21 protein-coding genes, 1 tRNA gene and 2 pseudogenes are annotated in these 26,356 nt (G+C 40.9%); 13 read left to right on the top strand and 11 right to left on the bottom strand.

Translation table 11 applies throughout. The features are described 5' to 3' along the window. Window positions 1–253 precede the first annotated feature (253 nt). Window positions 254–1,684, bottom strand: a complete 1,431-nt coding sequence (nhaC, locus tag ABIS04_RS17370) for a Na+/H+ antiporter NhaC (RefSeq protein ID WP_350431872.1) — start codon at window positions 1,682–1,684, stop codon at window positions 254–256. A gap of 404 nt (window positions 1,685–2,088) precedes the next feature. After that, a complete protein-coding gene (locus ABIS04_RS17365; RefSeq protein ID WP_350431871.1) occupies window positions 2,089–3,066 on the bottom strand; it encodes a transposase in 978 nt (325 codons plus the stop codon). A gap of 454 nt (window positions 3,067–3,520) precedes the next feature. On the opposite strand from ABIS04_RS17365, the gene ABIS04_RS17360 reads away from it, so the two are divergent. The 3 genes and pseudogenes from ABIS04_RS17360 to ABIS04_RS17350 all read left to right on the top strand — a co-directional run. Beyond that, window positions 3,521–4,051 carry a hypothetical protein gene (locus ABIS04_RS17360; RefSeq protein WP_350431870.1) on the top strand — a complete coding sequence of 177 codons (531 nt, stop codon included), beginning with the start codon at window positions 3,521–3,523 and terminating at the stop codon, window positions 4,049–4,051. A gap of 477 nt (window positions 4,052–4,528) precedes the next feature. Continuing rightward, window positions 4,529–5,830 (top strand): hypothetical protein, encoded by a 1,302-nt coding sequence (locus ABIS04_RS17355; RefSeq protein WP_350431869.1) that lies wholly within the window; start codon window positions 4,529–4,531, stop codon window positions 5,828–5,830. Window positions 5,831–5,930: 100 nt separating this feature from the next. Next, window positions 5,931–6,320: pseudogene (locus ABIS04_RS17350) on the top strand (IS4 family transposase); the annotation flags it as partial. Between the two features lie 32 nt (window positions 6,321–6,352). On the opposite strand, the gene ABIS04_RS17345 reads toward ABIS04_RS17350, so the two are convergent. From ABIS04_RS17345 to ABIS04_RS17330, 4 genes are all read right to left on the bottom strand, one after another. After that, complete coding sequence (locus ABIS04_RS17345) at window positions 6,353–6,616, bottom strand: type II toxin-antitoxin system RelE/ParE family toxin (RefSeq protein ID WP_350431868.1); 264 nt, start codon at window positions 6,614–6,616, stop codon at window positions 6,353–6,355. Beyond that, window positions 6,603–6,836: a CopG family transcriptional regulator gene (locus ABIS04_RS17340; RefSeq protein WP_350431867.1), complete on the bottom strand. Its 234-nt coding sequence runs from the start codon at window positions 6,834–6,836 to the stop codon at window positions 6,603–6,605. The genes ABIS04_RS17345 and ABIS04_RS17340 overlap by 14 nt, the downstream gene beginning before the upstream one ends. 501 nt (window positions 6,837–7,337) lie before the next feature. Beyond that, window positions 7,338–7,427 (bottom strand) — tRNA-Ser (locus ABIS04_RS17335). Window positions 7,428–7,647: 220 nt separating this feature from the next. Continuing rightward, window positions 7,648–9,687 carry a M3 family metallopeptidase gene (locus ABIS04_RS17330; protein WP_371833648.1) on the bottom strand — a complete coding sequence of 680 codons (2,040 nt, stop codon included), beginning with the start codon at window positions 9,685–9,687 and terminating at the stop codon, window positions 7,648–7,650. Window positions 9,688–10,133: 446 nt separating this feature from the next. On the opposite strand from ABIS04_RS17330, the gene ABIS04_RS17325 reads away from it, so the two are divergent. Beyond that, the gene (locus tag ABIS04_RS17325) at window positions 10,134–10,394 is read left to right on the top strand and encodes a DUF5062 family protein (RefSeq protein ID WP_137225004.1); all 261 of its coding nucleotides are present in this window, start codon (window positions 10,134–10,136) and stop codon (window positions 10,392–10,394) included. 98 nt (window positions 10,395–10,492) lie between these two features. Here the strand turns inward: ABIS04_RS17325 and ABIS04_RS17320 are convergent, their stop codons facing one another. Beyond that, window positions 10,493–11,179, bottom strand: a complete 687-nt coding sequence (locus ABIS04_RS17320) for a DUF3157 family protein (RefSeq protein WP_350431864.1) — start codon at window positions 11,177–11,179, stop codon at window positions 10,493–10,495. 300 nt (window positions 11,180–11,479) lie between these two features. Here ABIS04_RS17320 and hcp point away from each other — a divergent pair, with 300 nt between their 5' ends. Beyond that, on the top strand, window positions 11,480–13,138 hold the full coding sequence (gene hcp / locus ABIS04_RS17315; protein WP_350431863.1) for a hydroxylamine reductase: 1,659 nt from the start codon (window positions 11,480–11,482) through the stop codon (window positions 13,136–13,138). 115 nt (window positions 13,139–13,253) lie between these two features. Further along, window positions 13,254–14,450 carry a hybrid-cluster NAD(P)-dependent oxidoreductase gene (locus ABIS04_RS17310; RefSeq protein WP_350431862.1) on the top strand — a complete coding sequence of 399 codons (1,197 nt, stop codon included), beginning with the start codon at window positions 13,254–13,256 and terminating at the stop codon, window positions 14,448–14,450. A gap of 109 nt (window positions 14,451–14,559) precedes the next feature. Here ABIS04_RS17310 and ABIS04_RS17305 read toward each other — a convergent pair whose 3' ends face one another. After that, complete coding sequence (locus ABIS04_RS17305) at window positions 14,560–15,078, bottom strand: GNAT family N-acetyltransferase (RefSeq protein ID WP_140235221.1); 519 nt, start codon at window positions 15,076–15,078, stop codon at window positions 14,560–14,562. A gap of 148 nt (window positions 15,079–15,226) precedes the next feature. Here ABIS04_RS17305 and ABIS04_RS17300 point away from each other — a divergent pair, with 148 nt between their 5' ends. Together ABIS04_RS17300 and ABIS04_RS17295 are read left to right on the top strand one after the other, a co-directional pair. Further along, on the top strand, window positions 15,227–16,573 hold the full coding sequence (locus tag ABIS04_RS17300) for a M20 family metallopeptidase (protein WP_140235220.1): 1,347 nt from the start codon (window positions 15,227–15,229) through the stop codon (window positions 16,571–16,573). Between the two features lie 350 nt (window positions 16,574–16,923). After that, complete coding sequence (locus ABIS04_RS17295; protein ID WP_350431861.1) at window positions 16,924–17,433, top strand: peptidylprolyl isomerase; 510 nt, start codon at window positions 16,924–16,926, stop codon at window positions 17,431–17,433. A gap of 155 nt (window positions 17,434–17,588) precedes the next feature. On the opposite strand, the gene ABIS04_RS17290 is transcribed toward ABIS04_RS17295, so the two are convergent. Continuing rightward, on the bottom strand, window positions 17,589–18,797 hold the full coding sequence (locus ABIS04_RS17290; RefSeq protein WP_350431860.1) for a porin: 1,209 nt from the start codon (window positions 18,795–18,797) through the stop codon (window positions 17,589–17,591). 381 nt (window positions 18,798–19,178) lie between these two features. Between ABIS04_RS17290 and ABIS04_RS17285 the strand changes: the two genes are divergently transcribed. Next, complete coding sequence (locus tag ABIS04_RS17285) at window positions 19,179–20,651, top strand: MBL fold metallo-hydrolase (RefSeq protein ID WP_350431859.1); 1,473 nt, start codon at window positions 19,179–19,181, stop codon at window positions 20,649–20,651. A 43-nt stretch (window positions 20,652–20,694) separates the two neighbouring features. On the opposite strand, the gene ABIS04_RS17280 is transcribed toward ABIS04_RS17285, so the two are convergent. After that, window positions 20,695–21,030 carry a helix-turn-helix domain-containing protein gene (locus ABIS04_RS17280; RefSeq protein ID WP_137225022.1) on the bottom strand — a complete coding sequence of 112 codons (336 nt, stop codon included), beginning with the start codon at window positions 21,028–21,030 and terminating at the stop codon, window positions 20,695–20,697. 105 nt (window positions 21,031–21,135) lie between these two features. On the opposite strand from ABIS04_RS17280, the gene ABIS04_RS17275 reads away from it, so the two are divergent. The 3 genes from ABIS04_RS17275 to ABIS04_RS17265 all read left to right on the top strand — a co-directional run bounded on the left by ABIS04_RS17275 (window position 21,136) and on the right by ABIS04_RS17265 (window position 23,666). Continuing rightward, window positions 21,136–21,903 carry an SDR family oxidoreductase gene (locus tag ABIS04_RS17275; protein ID WP_350431857.1) on the top strand — a complete coding sequence of 256 codons (768 nt, stop codon included), beginning with the start codon at window positions 21,136–21,138 and terminating at the stop codon, window positions 21,901–21,903. A gap of 193 nt (window positions 21,904–22,096) precedes the next feature. Next, entirely contained in the window at window positions 22,097–22,621 is a 525-nt protein-coding gene (locus ABIS04_RS17270; protein WP_350431856.1) for a DUF3087 domain-containing protein, read from the top strand. A 34-nt stretch (window positions 22,622–22,655) separates the two neighbouring features. Then, on the top strand, window positions 22,656–23,666 hold the full coding sequence (locus tag ABIS04_RS17265) for an LLM class flavin-dependent oxidoreductase (RefSeq protein WP_350431855.1): 1,011 nt from the start codon (window positions 22,656–22,658) through the stop codon (window positions 23,664–23,666). A 122-nt stretch (window positions 23,667–23,788) separates the two neighbouring features. On the opposite strand, the gene ABIS04_RS17260 is transcribed toward ABIS04_RS17265, so the two are convergent. After that, window positions 23,789–24,211 carry an organic hydroperoxide resistance protein gene (locus ABIS04_RS17260; RefSeq protein WP_350431854.1) on the bottom strand — a complete coding sequence of 141 codons (423 nt, stop codon included), beginning with the start codon at window positions 24,209–24,211 and terminating at the stop codon, window positions 23,789–23,791. Between the two features lie 367 nt (window positions 24,212–24,578). On the opposite strand from ABIS04_RS17260, the pseudogene ABIS04_RS17255 reads away from it, so the two are divergent. After that, window positions 24,579–26,341: pseudogene (locus tag ABIS04_RS17255) on the top strand (alkaline phosphatase). Window positions 26,342–26,356: the final 15 nt, after the last annotated feature.

The raw sequence follows: 26,356 nt of genomic DNA, 5'->3' as shown, positions 1-26,356 counted from the left end.
GCCGGCCTAATTTAACCACAACAATTGATAGTGGGTTTTAGTAAAGTACTTAAGCGTCAGGTAATTAACTCGAGTATTTCAGTGTAGCTTACAGATGTAATTATTCGACAAAAGTGCTGCATTAATAGCTAACGCAGCACTAATTAAGCGCTTTTTGTTATCAATCGATCATATACATGGCTTTATGGTTTAGCCCAAAAAACACCTGTGAGTTATTCAGGAAAAGTGTCTACAATCGCCAGTCATGTGAATATCACTCCCTTGAAGTGAACACTGCCGAAGCGGGTTTGGTTTTCGGTTTGAGAAGACCAATGCCAAAAGCGGCCATTGCCACTGAAATGATGGCATTGAGGTAGTTGAAAAATGCATAGGGTGCGTAATCAAGTACGTCTACCCCTAAAGTGGCGGCATAAAAGGCACCGGCCGTAGTCCACGGAATAAGGCCTGTGGTCATAGTCGCCCCTTCTTCCACTGAACGCGAAAGAACGGCAGCTTCAACATTTTGTTGCTCATATTTAGGCTTAAACAGCTGGCAACTTAGAATTATCGAAATATAAGCCTCGCCCATGGCAATGTTACCTAAGAAGGCGGACATAATCGTTGTGGCAATAAGGGTAGCGGTGCGTTGCACTCTTTTTATGATACCGGCTAATAGTGCAGTGAGAAATCCCGCCCCATGCAAAATGCCGCCTAGCGCGATAGCCATTAACGCCAACAGTAAGGTCCAGATCATACTGCTAATGCCACCGCGACCCAGCAAAGCATCTACATTGGCGATACCCGTTGATTCGGGTGTATTTTCCCACAGCGCATTAAGCACTGTGATAGCACTCTCTCCTTGATAAAAAATAGCGATTAGCACTGCGAGTATAATACTGCATGACATCGTCACTTCTGCGGGCACTTTTCTAATGCTCAGCACCGCGAGCAAAATCAGGGGTAATAATGTAATCAGTGGCGTAAGGCTGTAGGTATTGGCTAGTGCCGTTTGAATTGAGGTGACTTCTGTTAAATCTAGATTTTGTTCACCATAGTTAAATCCTATCACTAAAAATATGATAAATGTGAGTATAAAGGTGGGCGTTGTGGTGAACAGCATGGCGTAAATATGTCGATAAATATTGGTGCCAGCACTCATAGCGGCAAGGTTTGTGGTATCTGAAATCGGCGACATTTTATCACCAAAAGTTGCACCGCAAACAATCATACCTGCGACTAAAGGCAGGGGGATATTCATGGCAGAGCCGATGCCCATAAAAACCACGCCTAGCGTGCCAACGGTACCCCAAGATGTTCCGGTTGCGACCGACATCAAGGCGCACAGTAATAAACCGACTGCTAAAAACAAACTCGGACTCAACCCACTAAGGCCATAATAAATAAGCGTAGCGATGGTGCCACTGTGCATAAAACTGGCAATCACCATGCCGATCAATATAAAGATATAAATGGCAGGCATCGCTTTGCTCAGCGCGTTAGTCATTAACTCACGTATGTGTATATAGCCATAGCCAAGACTAAAAGCGTTAAGCCCAATCCACAAAATACACAAAAACATCAGTATGTGCAGGCTGATCCCTAGAGCAAAAAGCCCAGCAGCAATGGTGATGATAATCACGCTGAAACAGATAAGAGACTGCAAAAAACTAGGGCTACGGGGTAAGTTAGGAGTGATTACAGGCATTAGTACACAGTATGATAACAATTGGGATAAAGCTGAGTATATCAGTACAAATAATTGGGTAAACTATTAGCAAGCAAGATATCAAAAAATATACAGTTCGTCTTTTATAAGCGGTGGTTTAGCACCAAAGTCGGATTGGGTGGGTATGTTAATTTGTGGCAAGATTAGATGCTAAAAATTAGTGGAAAAACGATGCCACCCATTTCTGGAACAAATAACATAACTTTTTTTCATGGCTTTGGCGAGGGTTACGGTCGATGTGTTCAACTCATCAATTTTTATCGATATGGCTAAAATATTATCGTTAAATGAGTGATTTATGGTCCTCTAAGAAATTCAGCACAGCAGAATATCTTGATATCAATCAAGTATAAGGAAGATGGTGGTTTTTCAAGAATTAATGCTTAAGCGCACAGCCAGCGCTGACAATTTGCAGCGCCTTGTCGTCGTTTTCGGTCCAAATGCTCACAGTATTCGGTTAAGGCAGGTAATGCGCCGACAGCGCCTTTAAATAATGTACCAAATTCAGTGGTGATTTTAAGCCAATTTTCTGCGGGGATGTTGAGTCTATTCAGTATGTCCTGACTGCTTGAGCTAATGGCGCCACGCTTATCTTCTCGAATAATCCGACCGGTATCTTCAACCAGTATAATGTAGTCTTTCACGCTGAACATGAGCCCGTTAGGCATATTGAGTCGCTCATTACCCACAAACGGTAATAACTCAGGTGGTTGCTCGCCTTTCATTGCTGAATTGATACGGCGCTGAATACTGGTGTAATCAGAGGTTTCTGGGGTTGCAGCCATTTTGGCTCTGACAGGGTTTAAATCGACATAAGCCATACAGGCTAAAACTGCGGCTTCATCAAGCAAAGCCTGAGATTTAAACCTTCCTTCCCAGAATCTGCCTGTGCACTTATCTTCTTTGTTGGCCATTCTGGCTATAGGCTCACTGAGTGAGCGCATAAACCAACTGATATCAATTAAGCGCTTACGGTATTCGGTAATGCATTCATTAATCGTTTTAAGTTCAAATTGGTTAAGGTCTTCCTCTTTAAGGTATTTGTGCGTGAGCAACGTGCCCTTAAAGCCCTTGTGCCATTGAATTAGCACTTCTTTATCTGACCACTGTTTTACTTTGTCAGCATCGACTTTCAATACTACATGCAAATGGTTACTCATCACGACATAAGCACAGATATCAATAGCAAAGATGGTCGCTAACTCAAGAATGCGTGAATCGACCCACTCACGCCGATGCTCAAAGTTCTCACCTGTTGAATTATCAATTCCACATAGAAATGCCTTACGTACCACACGAGAACAACAGTGATAATAAGGCGTATCTTCTAAACTAACGATAGTTTGTCTTGGTCTGGCCATCTTAGATTACCTGTCTGAGTTAAAGGTAACTAAGCCTAGTTGAGTGTTTGACATTTAACCAATTGGGGTGGGTGGCCATGTTTTGGTTAGCCATGTTTTGGTTAAAACGTAAATTAACAGGGTTTAGAAACTATTTTGGTCTTCCCGACAACAGCCGAAGCCTGAGCTACGTATACGATTATGTTCTGCATAACTTGTACAAATGGCTGAACAGACGCAGTGGTCGACGAAGTTACAACTGGAGTAATTTCAAGAAGATGTTAGAGTATTTTAGAATTGAGAGTCCAAAAGTCAGTAAGCGTCTAGTGCTGGTTGATTGGTACTAGGGTCGTGTTTTACACGAGTGAATATATAACTGAAGAGCCGGATGCGGTAGTTCCGCACGTCCGGATCTGTGTGGGGTCGGGTCAGTAATGGCCCGCTCTACCACGATTAAATATTATTGGAATTTGGTATGAATGAAATAGACTTTAAAGATTTACTGCTCAATAAAACTGACATTGAGTCCGTCATTTACACTCACATTCATATCGAATATCTAATCACTAACTTCCTTGAAAATTCGTTTCCTGAGCCGTCCTATTTAAAAGCAATGCAATTAGATTACTTTTCTCGGGTAAATTTAGCTTTGGCTTTAGGGATCTCACCAGCTCTTAAAGCTCCATTAACGAATTTAGGTAAAATTCGTAATGATTTCGCTCATAACCTTGAGCAGTCCATTGACAAAAATCGTATAAATAACTTTTACGGTTCATTTTCATCGGAACATCGTCAATCTATTCATAAATTAGCTCATGATTTAGGCGTGTTTGGGCTAGATGAGGGCATCAAATGGAAAGAAATGGAGCCAAAAAGTAAGTTTTCTCTTTGTTGTATGTCTCTCTTTTACTTTGTTCGTTTTACAGTATTAGAACAATCTCACAGTCAGAATATTTCCCGAATTGGATATTGTGCGATGAAGGAGAAGATTGAGAGCTCATCGTAACCATATTTATAAAAAGACATTTAAATGTAAATAAAACAGTGGGTTATGCTGAACTTTGACCCGCAGTATAACCCACTGTTTTAGTCTGCTTAATGCGGCGTTACACATAGAAAATTTAACCTGAAACTCACGAATTAGAATTAATGATCTAACTCGGAAATGTCCAATAGAGAGTTAGCATTAGCTTTACAATATTCAAGTTGAACTCTGGTTTTAAGACTGTTTTATTGTGTCAGGTTGTAATCCGCTAATGATGTTGAGATTTTTATATGATTTAGTGATTACAAGATGGTATCTGATCATGGTTCAATGAAAAACCAACATATTATCATTGGGTATAATTTATCCTCAATGATATGGGTGTGATGAACGACATTTTATCAATACAGGCTTCTTGGTTTTATGCGCTAAAGCGTTCTGTGGTGTTAGGTTTTAGTTCTGTGTATACGTAAAAACATAATAATATTAGGAAGATAAATGCGTACTTCAAAAATAATATACTTTGCCATTTTTATACTTGTCATGTTTTCTTCGTGTATTGCAGTTTGGATATATTACCTTAAAGAGGGCAAAGATTTACTGAGTTTTACAATGTCGACAGTTGGGTTCTGCATTGCACTATTAGCCCTTTTTATCGCTGTCAGGACATATACATCCATCGATAGTGTGAACAATATAAGCAAAATGGAAGGTAACATTCTTGATAATGAGCACTATGTCATTTCACTTCCAGAGTTAATAAATCAATTCAAGTCTAAAGACGAAAAAGCACTAGACAAAGCACTATTCGATTCCGTTGAATCTAAGTTAAAAAAAGAGTCCGGAACTGCTGTTCTGTTTGCTGATACGTTGCAGTATATGATTGATCTCATTGTGTTATTTCCTGCTGTTTTTAATGCTTCTGATACAGACAAAAAACGCTATAAACAACGGATGGACAAGATATTAACAGAGGTAGATAGGCAACGTGACATACTGCATTCGATAAGCAAGGGAAATTCAATTCAAATTACTGAATCAATAAAGTTATTTAAAGCTGTTGTTTCATACCAGAATTTTGTTGCTGATGGTAATTTTAATATCCATGCAGATCTTCTTCATGTTCGTGGCCCTATACTGCGAAATCCGGTCACAAAAACAATTTATCACAATTACCTTGGCTTATATTACAACAAAAAGGGCATGCACTTGCTCAGAGAGTCCTTAAATATGGGGAATATCGATATTCTCTCACTTGAAGGTCTTAGTGTGGTCCACAAAGCTATTGGCTCTATATCTCCGTTAATGATAGAAGATGTGACCATGTATTTAAAATCTGCATGTGACCAGTTTGATAGGGCTCTTAGTATTTCTAGTGAAGATGTTATGTGGCCAGGGTTCATTAATTATAACAAAGCCCGTACATTGTTCTTTTTGGCTTTGTTATCAAATACTGACATAAAATGGCTTGAAGTTATGGATGAAGCGATTGAGTTTCGCAGTAGATTAAACCGCCTAATAGATGAAATCCTAACGATAGACAGATCTAAAACGGCCAAAATAGAGAATACACATTTAAGGCAATTTTTTCTCTATCAAGAAGAGTTGGCCCGTGTCGTAAAATTAAATTTAATAATTGCAGACAACGCCATAAAACAAAACACGCTACCCGCACTGTATAAAGGGGTTAATTTAGCAGGTGTATCTAAGCAAACGGCCTCGGACTTATTTATGGAAATACACAGCTTCTCTACGGTTAAATCTTATCAAGAGGAAATTGTTAATCGACTTATAGAGTGATCAAACGCGATTACCCGTAACAGATTAATAGGAAAACGATGCCACCCATTTCTTGAACAGATAATTGTCGCCAAACAAATCAACATGAGCAATAAATAAAGCCGATGACATTATGGTAATTTACCGCTGCCTCTGGCAGGTTGATCTGCTGTTCAAAGAGTTGAAATCCCATACAAACTGGAAGCGATTTGCCACCGCGCAGAAAGCGACAGTTGATGTCCTAGTATGGGCCAGCCTGCTGGCACTTATCATTAGACACAGCACTGCCCTTCAGATTATGCCCTCTGTTTCGCTGTTTAATGCAGCAAAGAATGTGGACGTTTGGCAGCTGCCTATTTTTGAATGTATCTGTCATCGGGCCTGGTCAGAAATAACAGAAAAGATAAATTGGGCTGTCTGCTATATAATAAGAAACGCACAAAAGTCAAAACAGAGAAAATCTATAAAAGACATAGCATTAGATAGATTTTTTGTAGGTCTTAATACTTAAGGTCAAGTGTATGTTGACGCCATAGTCGCTTGTTAGTTGCTTTTATACACATGAGATCTATGAGCGACTTTTACTACGTTAACTACAAGTACATCACCCTTTATTTCATACACGATTCGATACAAGCCCTGACGAACCCTGTAATTTTCTTGACCTGAAAGCTTTATACAGCCTTCACCTCTAGGGTTTACAGCTAATGCATCTATTTTACTTAGAATCTTTTTTATATCGTTGTTAGGTATAACCCGTAAATCTTTAGCCACTGATTTTTTAAACGTAATTCTATATTTTTCCATGTGACTTCAAATCATTTAGTAAATCTTCATATGAAAGATCGGGCTCATTAGCTCTTGCTGATACAGCAGCTAGATCTTCTTGGTCTTCACGCATTAATAAACGAACAGCTTCATCTATTAACTCTGAAATTGATAAGTGGGCTGAGGCAGCACGGATTTTTAAAGCTTGATGTATATCTGGCTCAAAATAAACGGTAGAACGTTTTGATAAATTACTCATGATTATGTCTCCATAAAATCGGAAACAACATCATAGCGCTACAACGTTATAATGTCATCAAGTATCGAGAAGCAACTAATATTTTAGTATTTATGCGTTGCGCTGTTTGCAAGGCATAAATCGCTTGTTGGACTTGGCCGATGCCACATCCATATTTATCGGTATAGTTTATGCTGTAGGCATTTACTTTTTGGCGGTAGTGGTATTTTGGAAATTAATCGTGACACCCATAATTAATTTGCAATGCCTGATGATACTTTTTCGTATTGTTCTTGGTTCTTGCGGAGGGATAGCGAACTTTTATAAAGAGGAACCCGTGGGTTCAAAGTCCTATTTTTCGTCCAAATAAAAAGGCCCTATATTTACCGATTTTGCATTTTGTCTTTTATCTTGAGGAGGGATAGCTTGCTTGTAATAAAGAGGAACCCGTGGGTTCAAAGTCCTATCTTTCGCCCAAACAAAAAGGCCTTATCTTTCGATAAGGCCTTTTTGTTTTTAATGTGGCGGAGGGATAGGGATTTGAACCCTAGAACGGGATAAACCGTTGCCGGTTTTCAAGACCGGTGCATTCGACCACTCTGCCATCCCTCCGAACGCGGTGAATAATAAGGGTATTCACGAAAAAGTAAAGCCTTGATGTGTGCGATGGCGCAACAAATGTGCAATATCACTCAAAAAGGCCTGCGTTTGCGTAAAATTTGCTCTTTCAGCGCGATTTAACACTTATGTTCTATAACCGTTTCGTTGCGTTTATTTGCAACCTCTGTCGTTAATCGCGTTCAGTGACAGAGGTTGCGACAACAAATTTTGCTTAGTTTACCAAACCACGACGCTTTAATAAGGCGTCAGTCGATGGTTTTTTACCAGCAAAGTCGATGTAGTCTTGCATTAGGTCTTGGCTGTTACCTTTTGATAACACAGTGTCACGGTATTTTTGGCCATTCTCTAGGGTTAATCCACCATGATCCATCATGAAAGAGAATGCGTCAGCAGCAAACACTTCAGTCCATAAGTATGCGTAGTAACCCGCTGAGTAACCACCACCAAAGCTATGGCTAAAGTAGGTGGTTTTGTAGCGAGGAGGTACAGGAGTGTAATCTAAACCGTGTTTTGCTAAGGCTTGTTTTTCAAATGCTGCAACATCGGTAATTTCAGTACCCGCAGCAATTGAATGCCATTCCATATCCAGTAACGCAGCTGCTAAGTATTCAACAGTACCAAAACCTTGATTAAAGGTATGTGATTTTAATACTTTTGCTAATAACTCAGCAGGAATGGGTTCGCCAGTTTTGTAGTGTTTAGCGTAGTTTGCTAATACTTGTGGGTCGATACTCCAGTCTTCGTTTGCTTGTGATGGAAATTCAACAAAGTCACGTGCAGTAGCGGTGCCTGCTAGGCTAGGGTAGTTAACTTGCGAGAACAATCCGTGAATAGCATGACCAAACTCATGGAACATGGTGCTTACTTCGTCGAATGTCATTAAGGTTGGTTGACCTTCGGCTGGCTTAGGAATGTTTAACGCGTTATACACTACTGGCTTGGTGTTTTTCAAGAATGACTGGGTAACCAGTTCGTCCATCCATGCACCACCACGCTTACCTTGGCGAGCATATGGGTCTAGATAGAATAAACCAATGGCACTGCCATCTTTGTTAAAGACTTCATATGCCGATACGTCTTTGTGCCATACAGGTAAGTCTTTACGAGGTTTAATTGTGATGCCGTAAAGCTTGTTCATGGCGAAGAATAAGCCGTCGTTAAGTACGGTATTCATTTCGAAGTATGGCTTAACTTGGCTGTCATCTAGGTCATATTTGGCTTTACGTACTTTCTCTGCGTAGTAAGCCCAGTCCCATGGTTCAAGTTTGAAGTCTTTACCGTCTTTAACGATTTCAGCTTGAATGTCAGCCGCTTCAATTCTGGCTTTAACTAAGGCTTTTGGTGCTAGATCATCAAGTATGCCGTAAACCGCTTCTGGGGTTTTAGCCATTTGATCGCCTAGGCTGTAAGCCGCCCATGTTGGGTAACCTAATAGATTGGCTTTAGCTGCACGTAGTTGAGCAATTTTGATGTTTAAAGGCGCGTTTGTGTCCATGGCGCGATAAGCAGAGGTTTCCCATAGTTGCTGACGAACATCACGATTTTTAAGGCTAGACAGTAATGGTTGAGTGGTGGTGTTCACTAAGGTGATCATGTAACCCGTTTTACCAGCATCTTTTGCCGCAGCTGCCAATGATGCAATGTCGCTGTCAGATAAGCCGTCAAGTAGGGCTTTATCTTCAATAACAATCACGTCATCTTTAAATGATTTTAATACGTTCTGTGAAAAACTGGTTTCCAGTTTGGCTAATTCACCATTTAGTTCACGCATTTTAGTTTTGTCTGCAGCAGACAGCTCTGCACCTGCGCGTACGAAGCGGTCGTAATACACTTCAACTAAACGCAAGTCTTCGCCAGTTAATGCCGCTTTATTTTTATAAATAGCTTGAATGCGGGAAAATAGTTTCTGGTTTAGGTAGATATTGTCTTGATGGGCGGTTAGTTTCGGGACGATTTGTTCTTCAATACTGGTGTAGTTGTCGTCTGAAATAAGCCCTGAAAGATTGAAAAATGCACGTTGAGTGCGATCTAAGATGGCACCGGTTTTTTCTAACGCGACAATGGTATTTTCAAATGTAGCGGGTTCACTGTTGTTAGTAATCGTAGCAATTTGTGCTTTTTGTTCTTGCATGCCTTGCTCAAAGGCAGGTAAATAATCGCTGGTCTTAAGCTTATCAAACTGAGGCGCCATAAAAGGTAATGGACTGGCAGTTAATAATACATTGTCGACAGTTTCAGGTGCTTTGGTCATTGTTTTTGCCGAATCTGTAGCCGTTTTGCTGGCCATTGCGGTATCAGTTGATTGCTCTGAACATGCACTGAGCATTAACGCTGCGCTAACGGCAGTAGTTATAAGAGTTTTGCGCATTAAAGTATCCTTGGGTCTGGGCCCTTTTAGGTGTTTTTATCTCTATTCATTTTGTAGATGTTGCGATAAATAGAAGTTATAGAAACGGAATGAAATAGTACTAACCCCAAAAATAAGCTGTTGCTCAGTGGGCTGGTATAACCTAGTACAATACCAAGACTTCGGCTTGTGGCAAAGGCTAATACGGTTAACTAAGATTAAATTTTGTAACTAAAATTACTAATAGTGATTTTGGTTATGTTTTAGCGCACTCTGACAGTAATTTTAGTGGCAATTTGTGGATATTCGCGTAGCTTAATAGCCATAGATACGTACGATGAGGGTGATAGATGAAAGCTGGTAAGCACGATACAAAACTGCTCAAGCTCGCGATGGAGATTGGTGTGGGATATGCGCAAAAGCGTGGTTTTGATGATTTTGGTAAAGGCATTTCGCCAAAAGATAAAGTGGAATGTATTTATCGATTATTAGTGCAAGACAATTTAATCCAACCATTAGCTGAAGATAAAGATGATGGTCCGAATCGTAAACATAAATTGATTTTATGGATTAGTAAGCAATTGCCTAAAGAGCATGAGTTACTGAACTAACGTTACTGACGTGAATAATGAATTAAGCCCAAATGAAATCGCATTTCATTTGGGCTTTTTTGTCTCTAGGGGCTGTACAATCGCTAATATTGATTTTATTAGCGCGATTCTATTTCAATAATTTTTAAGCTGATTAACTGCTTTTGCCATTGTTGCTTATTAATACCTTCTACCCAAAATGGTGTTGTTTGACGGTGCTGACCTTTGCGTAAATAGGTTTCTGGCATACGGAAAATAGCTTCCCACGCTTCTATGGTTTCGGTTTTGATTAAACCGCCTTGATCGTCAAAAAAACTGGCTTCAACATTGACGACGGTAACGTGATCGTCACTCGTGCTGTCAAAATCAAACACAAGTCCGAGTTTGTCGCCTTTCCATTGCGTGTTAGCTAGAGTCACTTTTATGCCGTCTTTAGCTGTGCTGCCAAGTAAGCTGGGTTGTGCCATTGCTGCAGCGGTTAAGCGTGTTGTGGCGATAGCTGGGGCAATTGAAGGTTCAACTGGTGTTTTAGCGCTAACTGTTGGCGTGTTTGCTACTGCAATAGGTGCAACAGTGGTTGCCGTAGATGATACTGATTTTGCCATTGCAGCGGGCGAGGCCGCCACTTGAGTCACGACAACAGGTTGCGTAACCGTTTCGGTGATGATGTATTCCCAGGTGAAGTCGTCTTTTAAGCGAACATTGGCGCCATTTTCTAACGTGATCACTGCAACATCAGCTGCCATTGCTGCAGGGGCAAATAATAACAATAAGGCTGATGCAATCGCATTAAATTTGGTTTTCATTTATTCATCCTGATTGAGAGTCTTTAATCGCTTAATTCTACGTGTTTTCATGAATTAAATGGAAAATATTTTGATGGTAAGCATATCTACTCATGCTGGATGTTATGAAGTGCCTTTTAGGCGTATTCAGTTTTAGCGTTAATGTCGCCAATGGTCATTTATATTAGTGAATGCTGAAAGTGATATGGCTCATAAAATACAACATTGGCAGCAAAAACGGGTTTTGATTTACAGAGTAAAGAGTAAACTCACCCATAACATGTAAACTTTATACATGAATAGCATTTGAGGAGTAGAGTTATGTTTTGTGTGCAATGTGAGCAAACCATTAGAACACCAGCAGGTAACGGCTGTAGTTACTCGCAAGGTATGTGTGGCAAGTTAGCGTCGACGTCTGATATTCAAGACTTATTAATTTATATGCTGCAAGGTGTGTCTGCTTACGCAGTTAAAGCCCGTGAGTTTGGCATTGTAGACAGCGATATCGACGCATTTGTCCCTAAGGCCTTTTTTGCCACTCTGACTAACGTAAACTTTGATGATGAACGCTTAATTGATTATGCCTATCAGGCACAAACCTATCGTGACCAATTAAAAGCGGCGTATATCGCAGCGTGTAAAGAAAAAGGCGTAGAGCCTGAAATGGTTAGCGCACAAGGTGAGCTATTACTCGCTACTTCAAAACCTGAAATCTTAGCTCAAGCGCCAGTTGCATTGCTTAATCGCGGTGACGTACATGAAGACATTCTAGGCTTACGTTTATTATGTTTATACGGTTTAAAAGGTGCTGCAGCTTATATGGAGCATGCTCGCGTATTAGATCAAACTGACGTTGATGTGGCGGCTGAGTTCCATAAAATTATGGCATTTTTAGGTGAAGATTCTATTGATGCAGACAAATTGTTTGCGACAGCAATGGAAATTGGCCAATTAAATTATCGCATTATGGCGATGTTAGATTTAGGTGAAACCACTTCATTTGGTCACCCAGAACCAACACAAGTGAATACCAAGTCTGTTAAAGGTAAGGCTATTTTAGTGTCTGGCCATGACATGAAAGACTTAGAACTTATCCTTGAGCAAACTGAAGGCAAGGGCATTAACGTCTTTACTCATGGCGAAATGTTACCTGCACTTGCTTACCCAGCATTTAAAAAATACCCACATTTAGTCGGTAACTACGGTGGCGCTTGGCAAAATCAGCAAAAAGAATTTGCCACTTTCCCTGGTGCAGTTGTGATGACATCAAACTGTATTATCGACCCTACGGTAGGCGAATACTCTGACCGTATTTATACTCGTAGCATTGTGGGTTGGCCTGGTGTGACTCATGTTGAAGGTGAAGACTTTAGCGAAGTGATTAACAAAGCACTTGAGCTTGAAGGCTTTATTTACGATGAAATCCCACACATGATCACTATCGGTTTTGCGCGCAATGCATTAATGGCAGCAGCACCAACCGTAGTCGAAAACGTCAAGAATGGTTCTATTAAGCACTTTTTCTTGATTGGTGGTTGTGATGGCGACAAATTAGAGCGCAATTACTTCACCGATTTAGCTAAGTCTGTACCAGACGATTCAATTATTTTGACCTTAGGTTGCGGTAAGTACAAGTTCAATAAATTAGACTTTGGTGACATTAATGGCGTACCACGTTTATTAGATGTGGGCCAATGTAATGATGCTTATTCTGCTATTCAGTTAGCATTAGCATTAAAAGATATTTTTGAGTGTGACCTTAATGATTTACCGTTGAGCCTAGTGTTGTCATGGTTTGAGCAAAAAGCCATTGTGGTGTTATTAACCTTGCTATCGCTTGGTGTGAAAAACATCCGTACTGGCCCAACCGCTCCAGCGTTTTTATCTGACAATTTAATGAGCATTTTAGAGCAGCAGTTTGGTTTACGCGGCACTACTGATGTTGAGTCAGACTTAAAAGCAATGATGAAAGTGGCATAATCAGCCATAAAAATCGTGCATTTATGTTAAGCGTATTTGCACGATAACGATTAAAAGGCGATATGGCATTATCCATATCGTCTTCGGTCTTTTTTACTGCGTTAAAGGTATCAAAATGAGTAGCTCTCCCTCTGTTGGTTTTTCTTTTTCTCAAGCACTTTCTGCCCAAGCGGCTAAATCGGTTGCCCCTGTAAAAGAGGCTCCGCCAGTGGTTGAACCTGCTACACAAATAACCCAAGAGGCTATTTTAGCTGCCAATAACTGGCAACGAGGTGAGGTAAAGTTACACTGTGTTGAAAAATGGAATGAAACCCACAACGTGGTGAGTTTTCGATTTCAAGGACTCACACCGGTTAAGTTTAATTTTAAACCGGGGCAGTTTATTACCTTTAAGTTAGATATAGATGGTGAAAAAATTTACCGCAGTTACACTATTTCATCTTCTCCTTCGCGGCCTTTTTCGTTGGTCGTTACGGTTAAACGGATCGAGGATGGCTTAGTATCTAATTACTTAGCCGACACCTTAAATGTGGGTGATGACGTCACGGTCACTGGCCCAGACGGTATCTTTAATTTGGTCGATATTGCTGCCGATAAATATTTATTTTTAAGTGCTGGTTGCGGTGTTACGCCAATGCATTCTATGTCGCGCTGGCTTTGCGATACCACCACCGACAGTGATATTGCATTCGTGCACAGTGCAAAAACGGTCAATGACATTATATTTGCAGATTCAATGGCATCAATGGCATCACGAAGCCAAAAATTCAATCTTAATTATATGCTTAAGTCAGATGAAAATAGCCAAGTACTCACTGATAAACATGAGGCTACAGGCTTTGGCATTGGTCGCTTAAACTTAGAAAGCTTAATCAAATTGGTACCAGATTATCAGCAGCGTACCGTTTTTGTGTGTGGCCCTGAATCTTATATGGCCGACGTAAAATTACTGTTAGCAGCCGCTGAATTTGATATGAGTCAGTTCAATCAAGAAAGCTTTGGTGAAAGCAGTGCTATGGGTGTGAAAGCTGCGCTGGAAAGTAATCCATCAACCGAGCAGTTTATGTTGAGCATTGGCGATAAAGACATTCCGTTAACGGGCGATCAAACGTTATTGGATGGCATCGAGTCTGCAAAGTTACCGATTATCGCTGCTTGTCGCTCTGGCGTTTGTGGCGCGTGCAAATGTCAGGTTGTGTCGGGAACATTCAAATCAACCAGTCAAATGGCGTTAACACCTGACGAAATAGCAGCAGGTTTTGTGTTGGCTTGTTCAACTAAAATAACCTCGAATGTGCAGTTAAAAATGTAGTAGACGTTAGATTTTGGACGCTAAACATTAAAAAATCCCTTAGTGGTTAGGCTACGAAGGGATTTTTTATTGGCAGGAGTCATCATGACGTTTATTTATCTTCTGGAGACTAGACAGTTTTTAGTGATATCTCGTAACGATTGAACGTAAATTCACCATGTTGATATTGTGAGTGGTAGGTCATACCAAGTTTGGTGGCCACGTTTATCGAGGCACTATTGGCATTTGCAACATCGGCATAGACTATGTCTAAATCCATATGCTGTTTGGCATAGTCAATACAGGCTTGGTTAGCTTCTGTAGTTAACCCTTTTCCCCAATAATCTGGATGGAGCCGATAACCAATATCGACGGCATTAATGCGGGTTTCATTTTTAAATCCACAAAAACCAATCACAGTATTGGTGTCTTTAAGCACCATCGCCCAACGGCCAAAACCGTATTGTTGATATTCCACCAACCAAATGTTGCCAATGATGTTTTCGGCATCGCTTAAGGTATTACATACGCCTGCATCGCCAGTGTAACGATTGACTTGCTCTGGTGTATTAAAATGCAATACTGCTGGTGCATCTTCAAGGGTAAATTCTCGGATAATCAACCTTGGTGTTTCAGTAATGATTTTCATTATTTTCCCTTGTTATTGTTTTTATATCCCTATTGATTTAATCACTTTATCCCTTAATTCGAATTGAGATTACCTAAAACGAATTACAAAGTAGCTTAAGCTTATGCTAGGTTAACATACTCAATTCCCGACAATTAAGAATAACAATATGATCTGCTCCCGTGCTGCGTACCCCTTATTGGCGTTAGTGTTTTCAGCTTCGTCTTTATCATTTAATGCTATTGCAACACAGAGCGATCTTGATCAATCTGTTACTCAAGCGTTACCTAAACTTGAAAAGTTATATCTACATTTGCATCAACACCCTGAGTTGTCTTACCAAGAAAAAGCCACCAGTCAGCGGATGGCGCAAGAGTTAGCACAATTGGGGTTTGAGGTGACAGACAATTTTGGCGGTTACGGTGTGGTTGGCATATTGCAAAATGGCAAGGGGCCAGTGGTGATGATCCGCGCTGACATAGATGGATTACCCATTATAGAACAAACTGGTAAATCTTATGCGTCCACAGTGACAACGCAAGATGCCAGCAACAATAAAGTTGGTATTATGCACGGCTGTGGTCACGATATTCACATGACCAGTTTGATTGGTACTGCAGAGCAATTAGTTAAACATAAAGCCGATTGGCAAGGCACCTTAATGATGGTTGCCCAACCAGCAGAAGAAGTGGGCGGCGGGGCCAAAGCGATGCTTAAACAAGGCTTGTTTAGCAAATTCCCAACACCCGACAGTATTATTGGTTTGCATGTGAGCGCGTCAATTCCTGCGGGTAAAGTGGGCACGGTAAGCGGTTATGCTTTGGCGAACGTTGATTCTGTCGATATTACCATAAAGGGTAAGGGTGGCCACGGGGCTTATCCGCATTCAACTATCGATCCTGTGGTACTTGCTGCACGCACTGTACTTGCACTGCAAACCATAGTTAGCCGTGAAGTGTCACCGTTAGAGCCTAATGTTGTCACTGTGGGGTCTATTCATGGCGGATCGAAACACAATATTATTTCAGATGAAGTGAAGTTGCAGCTGACATTACGCTCGTATAATCCTAAGGTTCGTGAACAACAAATAGCGGCGATTAAACGTATTACTACAGGTATTGCGATCAGTGCTGGTTTGCCAGATGATTTCATGCCTGTGGTGTATGTGCATGACGATGAAACGATCCCTTCAACCTACAACGACCCAACATTAGCCGCTAAAGTGAAAGCCAGTATTGAGGCTGAATTGGGCAGTGATAATGTGCTGGTGGCACCACCGGTAATGGCGGGTGAAGATTTTGGTTTATATGGACTTACACCAGAGAAACGTCCTATTACCTTATTTTGGCTCGGCGCTGTTGATCCTAAACAGTATCAAGCAAGTGTTGCATCTGGCGATACATTGCCGTCTTTACACTCTAGCCAGTTTGCGCCAGATTATCAGTTAACTATCCGTACTGGGGTTAGGGCTATGACAAAATCCGCGATGGATTTATTTAATCAAACAGCGCAATAAACTTGAACGTTTACATTCAAATCAGTTTGCACCCGTTTATCTATGCCGTTAACTATCCTTACTGGGGTTAGGGCAATGACAAAATCCGCGATGGATTTATTTAATCAACCAGCGCAATAAACTAAAACGTTTACATTCAAGTCAGTTTGCACCCGGTTATCTATGTCGTTAACTATCCTTACTGGGGTTAGGGCGATGACAAAATCCGCGATGGATTTATTTAATTAGCCTACGCAATAACAGTAAACGTATAAAGTAACGCTATTTCTTTCAACAATATGGGTAATAGTCGCTATAATGGCGGCTATTGTTATTTTTGGAATTCCTTATTTTTGGAACATGGGCATCATATGATTATCTTCAGCACTAACCTTGGCGATTTTACCGTAGAGCTTGATATGGAACATGCGCCAGTCACGTCTAAAAACTTTTTAAAGTATTGTCAGGATGGTTTTTACGAAGGCACTATTTTTCATCGAGTCATTAAAGGTTTTATGGTGCAGGGGGGGGGGGTAACGGCCAAAATGAAAGAAAAGCCAACTCGCGATCCTATCGCTAATGAAGCCAATAAAGGCTTAAAAAATGTAGTGGGTACTTTGTCTATGGCGCGCACTGATGCGCCGCATTCGGCCACTGGGCAGTTTTTTATTAATGTTGCCGACAACGATTTTTTAGATCATACAGCAACGACCAATTCGGGCTGGGGTTATGCGGTGTTTGCAAAAGTCACTGCGGGTATGGATGTTATCCAGCAAATGGAGCGAGTCAAAACCACTACAATAGCTGGTCATGATGATGTGCCGCGTGAGCCTATTGTGATTGAGAAAGTGACTATTATTGATGAGCCGACTATTGCATAGAGCTAGCTTAAATCTAGCGCAGATTTGCGGATTAATGAGTTGCGTTTCGTTACTCTTTACTGTCTTTAGCTAATCAATAAAAGTCAGCGCAATAAAAAAGGTTCGACAGTAATGTCGAACCTTTTTTGATCAGCCACTAAGCTGGAGAATGTAGATTAAAGTGTATAGCGAATACCAATGGCTACACCGTCATCTTCAGACAGTTCCATTCTGGCTTGCTGGGCTTTATCGTTACTGGTGAAATCGCTGTAATCACGACGAGCTTCTAGGTACACGACGGTTTCAGGATTGAACACATAGTGTAATCCCATCACCACAAACTGACGCTTAAATACGTCGTCTGGATCGGCGTTATAGTTAGGTTGAATAACATAATCACTGCCAGCATCGAGGATGTTGTAAGACACAAAGGTACGGATGTTGTTGTCAAACATATACGAGAACAAGGATTCAACACCGACGGCTTTATCAATTAAACGGCCGATATTGTCGGTGTCATGATTTTCGTTTTTGTTCACGTTGGCTGCGGCATAAAAGCCATTTTGATCAAAGTTACCCCAAGTGATACCCATACCGTAAATGAGATCAATGGCAGTAGATGCGCGACCGTTACCAAAAGTCACATCAAACTCACCACGGTTAATACCCGCCGTTAGGACTAATTTTTCAGTCGCTTGGTAAGTTACTGCGCCACCATAGGTATAGTTATATTCAACTTGCTGAGCTTCTGCTGAACCTGTTGTCCATAAATCTTCACAAGCTTCTTGAGTAATGTTTTCAATATCACAGGTATAGAACTCACTGTTTTTTAGCTGAACTTGTACAGCGAAGCTAACATCACCAAAACTATTACGATACTGCACGGTTTTGTCACCACGACCGACACCGTTTACCGCGCCATCATCTTTGTTGTAAGTGTAAACACCAGCAGTGTTTCCATCCCATACAAAACCATAGTTTGTGCTGTAGACCACGTCATACCAAGCACCCCACTGCTTGCCAATTGTGATGCTGCCGTATGTGTCATGTGCAAGGCCGACATAACCTAAACGGTTATAAAAAAACTCATCTTGAATTGACTCAAAGCGGTTGTTATAAACAATGTCTGTGCTGCCCACAGGGTTTACACCCCATTCTAATTTTGCATACGCTTTCCAACCATTTTGTAATTGACGATCAAAACCAAAATTAATGCGTGACGCGCCGTTAACGACTTCAGTTTCACCTTGAGTATTGATCACTCGCGCATCGACAAAACCGCCAATGCTAACCGCATTCACATCATCTTTAAAAATTTCGATGGCTAATGCCGAAGGTGTTACCAGAACAGTTGAAATCAACGCTGCAACTAAAGTTTTATTCATTTTAATCTCTTGTCTTGTTGTTTGGATAAGCACAGCTTAGTTCATTTAAAATTCTTTCCATTGAGTCGACGGAGAGTAACAAACCCTCTATCCACTCATAAAGTGAAATATGCTCACAAAAGGCGATATACATCAAAAAATTCATTGTTCAATAGTTTAATAAAGTCTCATGTTAATACTAAGTTTAAATAAGGTTAATTAATAAGATTAATTGTTGATCTGTGTTTGCTTATGCATTTAATGTGATTTTTTATTTTATTTTATTTTATTTTGCTGAAAGTTATCTTTTTTGAGGGTTTATTTGATGTAGATCGTTACATTATTCCCCCAATGTCATATGTTTAATTTAAGGCTGTTATCGATTTTATCGGGAGCAACATTATGAACATGACTTTGCAGTTTTTTGGTGCAACTAAAGAGGTTACTGGCTCTTGCCATATGCTTACAGTTAATGAGCAGCAAGTATTGCTTGATTGTGGACTCATTCAAGGCAGTAAAGCTGACTGGTTACGTAATCACGATCCTTTTCCATTCAACCCGCAAAATATTCACGCAGTGGTATTAAGCCATGCTCATATCGATCATTCTGGTCGTTTACCAAATTTAATAAAACATGGTTTTACAGGACCCATTTATACTCAACGGGCTACCGCGCAGTTATGTAGTGTGATGTTACGTGATGCCGCGGTGCTGCAAGAAAGAGATACCGATAGGCAAAATAAGAAGCGCGCAAAACATGACTTAGTGCCACTTGAGCCGTTATTTACCGAAAAAGAAGTTGATCAAGTGATGGCACAATTTGTGGAGCTTGATTACGGTCAACGCGTGCAAATTGCCGACAGCATAGAAATTTGCTTATCTGATGCGGGGCATATTTTAGGCTCGGCTGTGGTTGAGTTATGGTTAGGCAATAAACCTGAACAGAAAAAACTGGTTTTTAGTGGTGATTTGGGCCGAGCCGGCATGCCGATTTTGGGGGACCCAACGTTTATCGAACAAGCTGATTTGGTGCTAATGGAAAGCACTTATGGCGATAGGTTACACCGAAGCTGGCAAGATACCCTGGTAGAGCTTAAAGCGATTTTTAAAACGACAATTAACGAAAGTCGCGGCAATATTTTAATTCCTGCTTTTTCTGTGGGCCGCTCGCAAGAGTTACTTTATCTGTTTCATTTATATGCCAAAGAGTGGGATTTATCGCGTTGGCGTATTTGTTTAGACAGCCCAATGGCGATAAAAGCAACCGAAGTGTACGTTAAGAATTACCCATTAATGGACGAAGACTTTAAACGTTTTACTCGTCAATCTCCTGGGCAACATCCGTTGTTATCTTGTGCTGAATTTATTAATAGTACCGAGGAGTCGATAGAGCTGAATGATATCCATAAAGGGCTAATAGTGATTGCCGGTAGTGGTATGTGTAATGGCGGCCGTATTCGTAATCATTTTGTGCATAATTTATGGCGTAAAGAAGCCGATATTATTATTTGTGGTTACCAAGCTATGGGCACGCCAGGCCGTTTATTGGTAGATGGTGCCAAAGAATTAACTATTCATGGCCAAAGTGTCAAAGTGGCCGCGCGTATTCATACCGTTGGTGGCTTGTCTGCTCATGCAGATCAAGCTGAATTATTGCGTTGGTATCATCATTTTGAGCAATCACCTGGGGTGATATTGGTACATGGTGAACCCGAAGCACAGCAAGTATTGATTGAAGCACTGAATCAAGACTCTGCGACTAAACCGAAACATAGCGCTATTGCCGAGCGAGGAGATTGCTTAGATTTAACCGCATTACCTGAGTTTGTTTGGCTTACTACGGCAAGTGAATCTAATGAGCCATCAGAACGTTGATTCAAGTGAATGTGGGGGTTGGTTGATAATAATTAGCTGCGAGCTAAGCATCAATTTCGTCTTGCAGCTTTTCAATATCATCTAAAATACGCATAAACTTTTGCCCAAATTCAGTTACCTCGTATTCCACTCTAGGTGGGATCTCGGGATAGTTGATTTTATGTAAAATGCCGAATTCAATATTTTTCTTCAAGCATTGATTTAACACTTTGGTGCTGAGACCTTCAACTGATTTGACCATTTCACCAGGACGATTAATCTTGTTCGCCAATAGCTGATACACCGTTAATGACCATTTACAGCCGTAAATGGTTTCGACCATGCGTGCACTTTTTTCTGGAGCCGATTTTCGCGCAAATAATTTTTCGTTTGTATTCATTAATATGTACCTAAAAGTACCTATGCAACCGATTTGTACTTACTATTCAATCGGATAGTTTGCCAATAAGCTTACCACACTTACTCTTACTTTAGGTGTGAACAAATGACGAAGTTAACGCAAGAAACTGCGCTTATTATTGGTGGTACAAGTGGTATTGGCTTTGAAACAGCTAGGCAATTAGTGGTTCAAGGTATTGATACCATTATTGTTGGTAATAAGGCGGATAAACTCAATGAGGCTGTGATGCAATTGTCAGCTCTAGGTCGTGTAAGCGGATTTCAAACTAACTTATACGACAGCCAAGATCTTGCGCGTTTGATCAATATGATTGACTCAACCGATAAAAAGATGACTTATTTAGTTAACGCAGCTGGGTATTTTAATCCCAAGCCGTTTTTAGAGCATCAAGTGAGTGATTACGATATTTACATGGAGCTTAACAAAGCCATTTTTGTTATTTCGCAAGCGGTTGCCAGAAACATGATAAAACATAATGGCGGTAGCATAGTGAATATTGGTTCTATGTGGGCTAAACAAGCCATTAAAGCTACGCCATCAAGTGCGTACTCTATGGCTAAAGCTGGTTTACATGCATTGACACAACACATGGCAATGGAATTGGCTGAGCATAGTATTCGTGTTAATGCCGTTTCGCCAGCCGTGGTCAGTACGCCAATTTATGAGGCCTTTATTGAACCTCAATATGTGTCTAACGTACTTGAAAGCTTCAATGAATTTCATCCTATTGGGCGAATTGGTAATGCCACCGATGTTGCGAACAGCATAGTGTTTTTATTATCTGATAAAGCAAGTTGGGTGACGGGTGCAATATGGGATGTTGATGGTGGCGTGATGGCTGGACGTAATTAATATATCGCTTACAAAAGGGAATTTGCTATTTGAAGTATGAATATTTGAGGGGTGATTTTTATCACTCCTTATTATCCGCTAACTAACGACCAATCGCATTAGACTAAATCACACTTAATAAGCGTTAATATTTCATTCTATAAATCACTATGACGCGTTAAGCTATACACAAATAAGTGATATGAGCTGCGTGATGAAGTTAGTTAACATAGATAAAAACCGATACCGTTCAATTAATAACCAGATGCAGATAGGCTTGGTCGCCTTATTGATCATTTTGTCATTAGTGTTTGGCCAATTAATGATTTATTTTTTGGGCGTAAAACCGATAGCGGGCGCTGAATCCACGGGTAATTTTCATTTGAATTTTGGTGGGGTTATTTTAGCCGTAATGGTGTGCAGTTTATTAGTGCGCAACTTGCGTCACAAACCGACGTTTTACGAAGTCTATTATGTATGGCAACTCAAACAATTGCAGAACAAAATCTACCGTAAACTAAAAGCTATTCAACAAGCCGCCAAAAATAATAATCGCGATGCGTTAGTGATATTGAGCTTTTATTATCAAAGCTTAGCTTTAGTATATAACTTAGATAACAATACGTTAACTATGTCGAACGTCAATAATGAGTTAGATAAACTGCAACAGTGCATTGATGCGGCAGGTTTTACGATTGATGTCGATGAGTTTACTCCAGAGATGCTACAAGCCTTTTAGTACAACCTATTCATAGCTTAAATAAGGAGCCGTTATGTCAATACTGGCAGATATTCCTTTTTCATTACTCGAACTAGCACCGATGCGTGAAGATTCCACCGTGTCAGAAACCCTGCAAGACAGTTTACGTTATGCCCAACATGCCGAAAGCCTTGGTGTAAATCGTTTTTGGCTAGCTGAACACCACAATATGCCGGGTATTATTTGCTCTGCTACGTCTATTTTAATTGGTTACATTGCTGGTGGCACTACGCGAATACGTGTTGGTGCTGGCGGCATTATGTTACCCAATCATCCACCGCTAGTGGTGGCAGAGCAATTTGGCACGTTAGCCAGCTTGTATCCTGATCGAATTGATTTAGGTTTAGGCCGTGCGCCTGGCAGCGATCCTGTGACGAGTTTAGCGCTTAATCGTGATAATAAACGGGCGGAACATTTTCCTGATGAAGTGCGAGAGTTACAGTCGTTACTTGGCCCTCGCGAACAGCGTCAAGACAGTAACTATAAAGCGGTGCGGGCTATCCCAGGTGAAGACACCAACGTGCCAATTTGGTTATTAGGTTCTAGTTTATTCAGTGCGCAATTAGCCGCAGAACGTGGGTTGCCATATGTGTTTGCTGGCCATTTTGCACCGCGTTTTCTGTCAGAAGCTATCGCACTTTATCGTCGTGAATTTATCCCTTCGGCAGTGTTAGCTAAACCTTATGTGATGGTTGGTTTACCCCTAATAGCTGCGCCAACAGATGCCGAGGCTGAGCATCTTAGTACTACCTCTAAACAGCGTATTTTAGCATTAATTCGTGGTCAAGAAATGTGGCTTAAACCGCCAATTACTAGCATGAATGGTTTGTGGAGCGAGCAAGAAAAGAACTATGTTGATAGCTTTTTAAGTTTGTCTATTTGTGGCGGCCCAACAACCATTAAGCATCGATTAGAGATGTTTGTTGAGGAGCTTGGAGTAGACGAATTGATGTTTACTAATGACTTGTATGACAACGAGCACCGTTTACGCGCCTTGGATATTTTAATGAGCGTGAAGCAATAACGAAGCCAAAGTCAGCTAGTTTATTGAGTAAGTGCTAAGTTGCTAGTTACTCAAAACATAAAAAACCAAGACTGATGTCTTGGTTTTTTTAAGTTTACATCAGCAGAATTAACTCAACAAACTTAAATAGCTTGGCCGTTTACAGTCAGTTTAACGTCAATGTTGCCACGTACTGCATTTGAGTATGGGCAAACTTGATGAGCTTTTTTAACCAGATTTTCAGCCTCGATTTGGTCGAGTTCTAGTTCGACAGCAAGTGCAACTGTGAGTGCAAAACCACCATTATCATTAGCGCCGATACCTACAGTCGCTGTAGTTGGAGCCGATTTGATAGCCACTTTAGTTTGGCTCGCCACATGCAAAATAGCATTTGAGAAACATGCAGCATAACCTGCAGCAAATAACTGTTCTGGATTAGTAAACTCACCACTGCCGCCCATTTCTTTTGGGTAACTTAATTGTAAGTCGACTTTTTTGTCATCAGTAGAAACTTGGCCATTACGACCTGCAAGTGCTGTAGCTGAAGTTGTGTATAACGCTTTCATAATAGACCTCATAAAGTATGTTAAAAATGTTAGTTGTATCAATTTGGGTGATTGCGATGGCTTATATCTAGATGGTGTTGATTTCATCATTAAGTATATTAAGTTGTGCGCAATCTAATTGTATTTACTATAGCGTGAGGTTTTTATTATTGCAACTACATTGTGCGCAATTTATTTTAAGTTAACCCTTATTAAAAATGACGAAACCGTTTTGAACCGTATCAGCAACTCAATATCAATATGATTAGCTTGTCATTCTTCTGTCACCTTTCTGTCATCATTAGCTCTCACAATAGCGTCTCATTAGACCTCTTAGGCTGTGCTTAGCATCGCCATATAAACTATTAATGATAAAAAAGGATAGGCTATGAAACGGTTTGTGACTCGTCGTGATTTTCTTGCAATATCAGCCAAAGGTGTAGGTGCGGTAGTCGTGTCGTATGGATTAATGGGCTGCAGTAGTGATGATGACGAACAGGTATCAGGTCAATTTTTGCAAGGGGTAGCGAGTGGCGATCCTGCAACTGATGCAGTCATTTTATGGACCCGAGTGACACCTGATGTAGAGGGTGATATTACCGTGTCATGGGAAGTTGCCACCGACAGTGATTTTAACCAATTAGTCACCAATGGCCAAACTGTTACTAATCAAAACCGAGACTATACCGTTAAAGTCGACGCGGTAGGGCTTGAAGCTGGTCAACAGTATTACTATCGCTTTAAAGCGGGTGAGACTTTGTCGGAAATGGGCCAAACGCGTACATTACCTGAGGGCAGTGTTGATTCGGTAAAGTTAGCGGTAATGTCGTGTGCTAATTTCCCCGCTGGCTATTTTAATGTGTATGAAATGGCTGCGCAACAAGATGATTTAGATGCTGTGGTGCATTTAGGTGACTATTTATATGAGTATGCTCGTGGTGAATACGCCAGCGAGCATGCCGTTGAGTTAGATCGTGAAGTGTTACCAGAAGGTGAGTTGTTTTTACTTGATGATTATCGTACTCGTTACAGCCAATACCGTAGCGATGCAAGCTTACAAAAACTGCATGCTAAAGTGCCTTTTATTACAGTGTGGGATGACCACGAAGTAGCAAATGATACCTGGAAAGACGGTGCTGAAAATCATAACGACGGCGAAGGCGATTTTGATGAGCGCAAACAAGCGGCACTGCAAGCTTACTTTGAATGGCTGCCAATTCGCCCTTGGAGTGAAGGTAACCATGAAGAAATTTACAGAAGTTTTAATTACGGTAACTTGGTTGATTTGCACATGCTCGATACTCGAGTATTGGCTCGCGATAAACAGCTAGAGTACGGAAATTATATTGACTCTGCTACAGGGTCATTTAACAGTACAACATTTGCAGCTGATGTGACCGATACCAACCGTACATTACTTGGGCAGACTCAGTTACTGTGGTTACAGCAAACGTTATTACAGTCTACGGCTAAATGGCAAGTGTTAGGTCAGCAAGTTTTGATGGGTAAAATGTTAATGCCTGCGGCTATAGCGACTCAACAAATGAGTATTCCACAATTCGCTGAGCTTGCCGGATTAGCTCAACTAGCGGCTCGTGCACAAGCAAGCGACCCCACATTAACGGTTGCAGAGCTTACGTACTTGCAAGCGAATCAAGACAAGTTAACCCCTGAGGTGATAGCGCTATTACAATTGCCTTCAATTCCATACAATTTAGATGCATGGGACGGCTATGCCTATGAGCGTGAAGTTATTTACGCTACTGCAAAATCGTTAAACCAAAATTTAGTGGTGGTTGCCGGTGACACTCATAATGCTTGGTCGAGTGACTTGACCGATAGTAGTGGGGATATTGTAGGAGTAGAATTTGCCACTAGTTCTGTATCATCACCTGGGCTTGAGTATTACTTGGGCTTATCTGATGATGAAAGCCAGCGACCGAAGCGGCAATTGTTGGTTTGATTACCGATCTAAAATACGCCAATTTGAAAGATCGTGGTTACTTGTTACTGACATTTACTCAAGATGAAGTGCGCAGTGATTGGCAATATGTCGACACGATTTTAGATAAGACTTTTGCTAAGTTAGATGCCCGTGGCTACAGCGCCACGAGTACCGCTGGGAGTCCAAAGGTCACATCGGTGTCGTAATCAGTTGAGTGGATT

The sequence above is a fragment of the Shewanella sp. H8 genome (assembly GCF_040285065.1).
Classification (GTDB): domain Bacteria; phylum Pseudomonadota; class Gammaproteobacteria; order Enterobacterales; family Shewanellaceae; genus Shewanella; species Shewanella polaris.
This window is presented reverse-complemented; position numbering and strand designations above follow the sequence as displayed.

What these genes read in the sequence shown, in the direction of transcription:
- nhaC (WP_350431872.1), bottom strand. Translation starts at nt 1,684, where the DNA reads ATGCCTGTAATCACTCCTAACTTACCCCGTAGCCCTAGTTTTTTGCAG.
- ABIS04_RS17365 (WP_350431871.1), bottom strand. Translation starts at nt 3,066, where the DNA reads ATGGCCAGACCAAGACAAACTATCGTTAGTTTAGAAGATACGCCTTAT.
- ABIS04_RS17360 (WP_350431870.1), top strand. Translation starts at nt 3,521, where the DNA reads ATGAATGAAATAGACTTTAAAGATTTACTGCTCAATAAAACTGACATT.
- ABIS04_RS17355 (WP_350431869.1), top strand. Translation starts at nt 4,529, where the DNA reads ATGCGTACTTCAAAAATAATATACTTTGCCATTTTTATACTTGTCATG.
- ABIS04_RS17345 (WP_350431868.1), bottom strand. Translation starts at nt 6,616, where the DNA reads ATGGAAAAATATAGAATTACGTTTAAAAAATCAGTGGCTAAAGATTTA.
- ABIS04_RS17340 (WP_350431867.1), bottom strand. Translation starts at nt 6,836, where the DNA reads ATGAGTAATTTATCAAAACGTTCTACCGTTTATTTTGAGCCAGATATA.
- ABIS04_RS17330 (WP_371833648.1), bottom strand. Translation starts at nt 9,687, where the DNA reads ATGACCAAAGCACCTGAAACTGTCGACAATGTATTATTAACTGCCAGT.
- ABIS04_RS17325 (WP_137225004.1), top strand. Translation starts at nt 10,134, where the DNA reads ATGAAAGCTGGTAAGCACGATACAAAACTGCTCAAGCTCGCGATGGAG.
- ABIS04_RS17320 (WP_350431864.1), bottom strand. Translation starts at nt 11,179, where the DNA reads ATGAAAACCAAATTTAATGCGATTGCATCAGCCTTATTGTTATTATTT.
- hcp (WP_350431863.1), top strand. Translation starts at nt 11,480, where the DNA reads ATGTTTTGTGTGCAATGTGAGCAAACCATTAGAACACCAGCAGGTAAC.
- ABIS04_RS17310 (WP_350431862.1), top strand. Translation starts at nt 13,254, where the DNA reads ATGAGTAGCTCTCCCTCTGTTGGTTTTTCTTTTTCTCAAGCACTTTCT.
- ABIS04_RS17305 (WP_140235221.1), bottom strand. Translation starts at nt 15,078, where the DNA reads ATGAAAATCATTACTGAAACACCAAGGTTGATTATCCGAGAATTTACC.
- ABIS04_RS17300 (WP_140235220.1), top strand. Translation starts at nt 15,227, where the DNA reads ATGATCTGCTCCCGTGCTGCGTACCCCTTATTGGCGTTAGTGTTTTCA.
- ABIS04_RS17295 (WP_350431861.1), top strand. Translation starts at nt 16,924, where the DNA reads ATGATTATCTTCAGCACTAACCTTGGCGATTTTACCGTAGAGCTTGAT.
- ABIS04_RS17290 (WP_350431860.1), bottom strand. Translation starts at nt 18,797, where the DNA reads ATGAATAAAACTTTAGTTGCAGCGTTGATTTCAACTGTTCTGGTAACA.
- ABIS04_RS17285 (WP_350431859.1), top strand. Translation starts at nt 19,179, where the DNA reads ATGAACATGACTTTGCAGTTTTTTGGTGCAACTAAAGAGGTTACTGGC.
- ABIS04_RS17280 (WP_137225022.1), bottom strand. Translation starts at nt 21,030, where the DNA reads ATGAATACAAACGAAAAATTATTTGCGCGAAAATCGGCTCCAGAAAAA.
- ABIS04_RS17275 (WP_350431857.1), top strand. Translation starts at nt 21,136, where the DNA reads ATGACGAAGTTAACGCAAGAAACTGCGCTTATTATTGGTGGTACAAGT.
- ABIS04_RS17270 (WP_350431856.1), top strand. Translation starts at nt 22,097, where the DNA reads ATGAAGTTAGTTAACATAGATAAAAACCGATACCGTTCAATTAATAAC.
- ABIS04_RS17265 (WP_350431855.1), top strand. Translation starts at nt 22,656, where the DNA reads ATGTCAATACTGGCAGATATTCCTTTTTCATTACTCGAACTAGCACCG.
- ABIS04_RS17260 (WP_350431854.1), bottom strand. Translation starts at nt 24,211, where the DNA reads ATGAAAGCGTTATACACAACTTCAGCTACAGCACTTGCAGGTCGTAAT.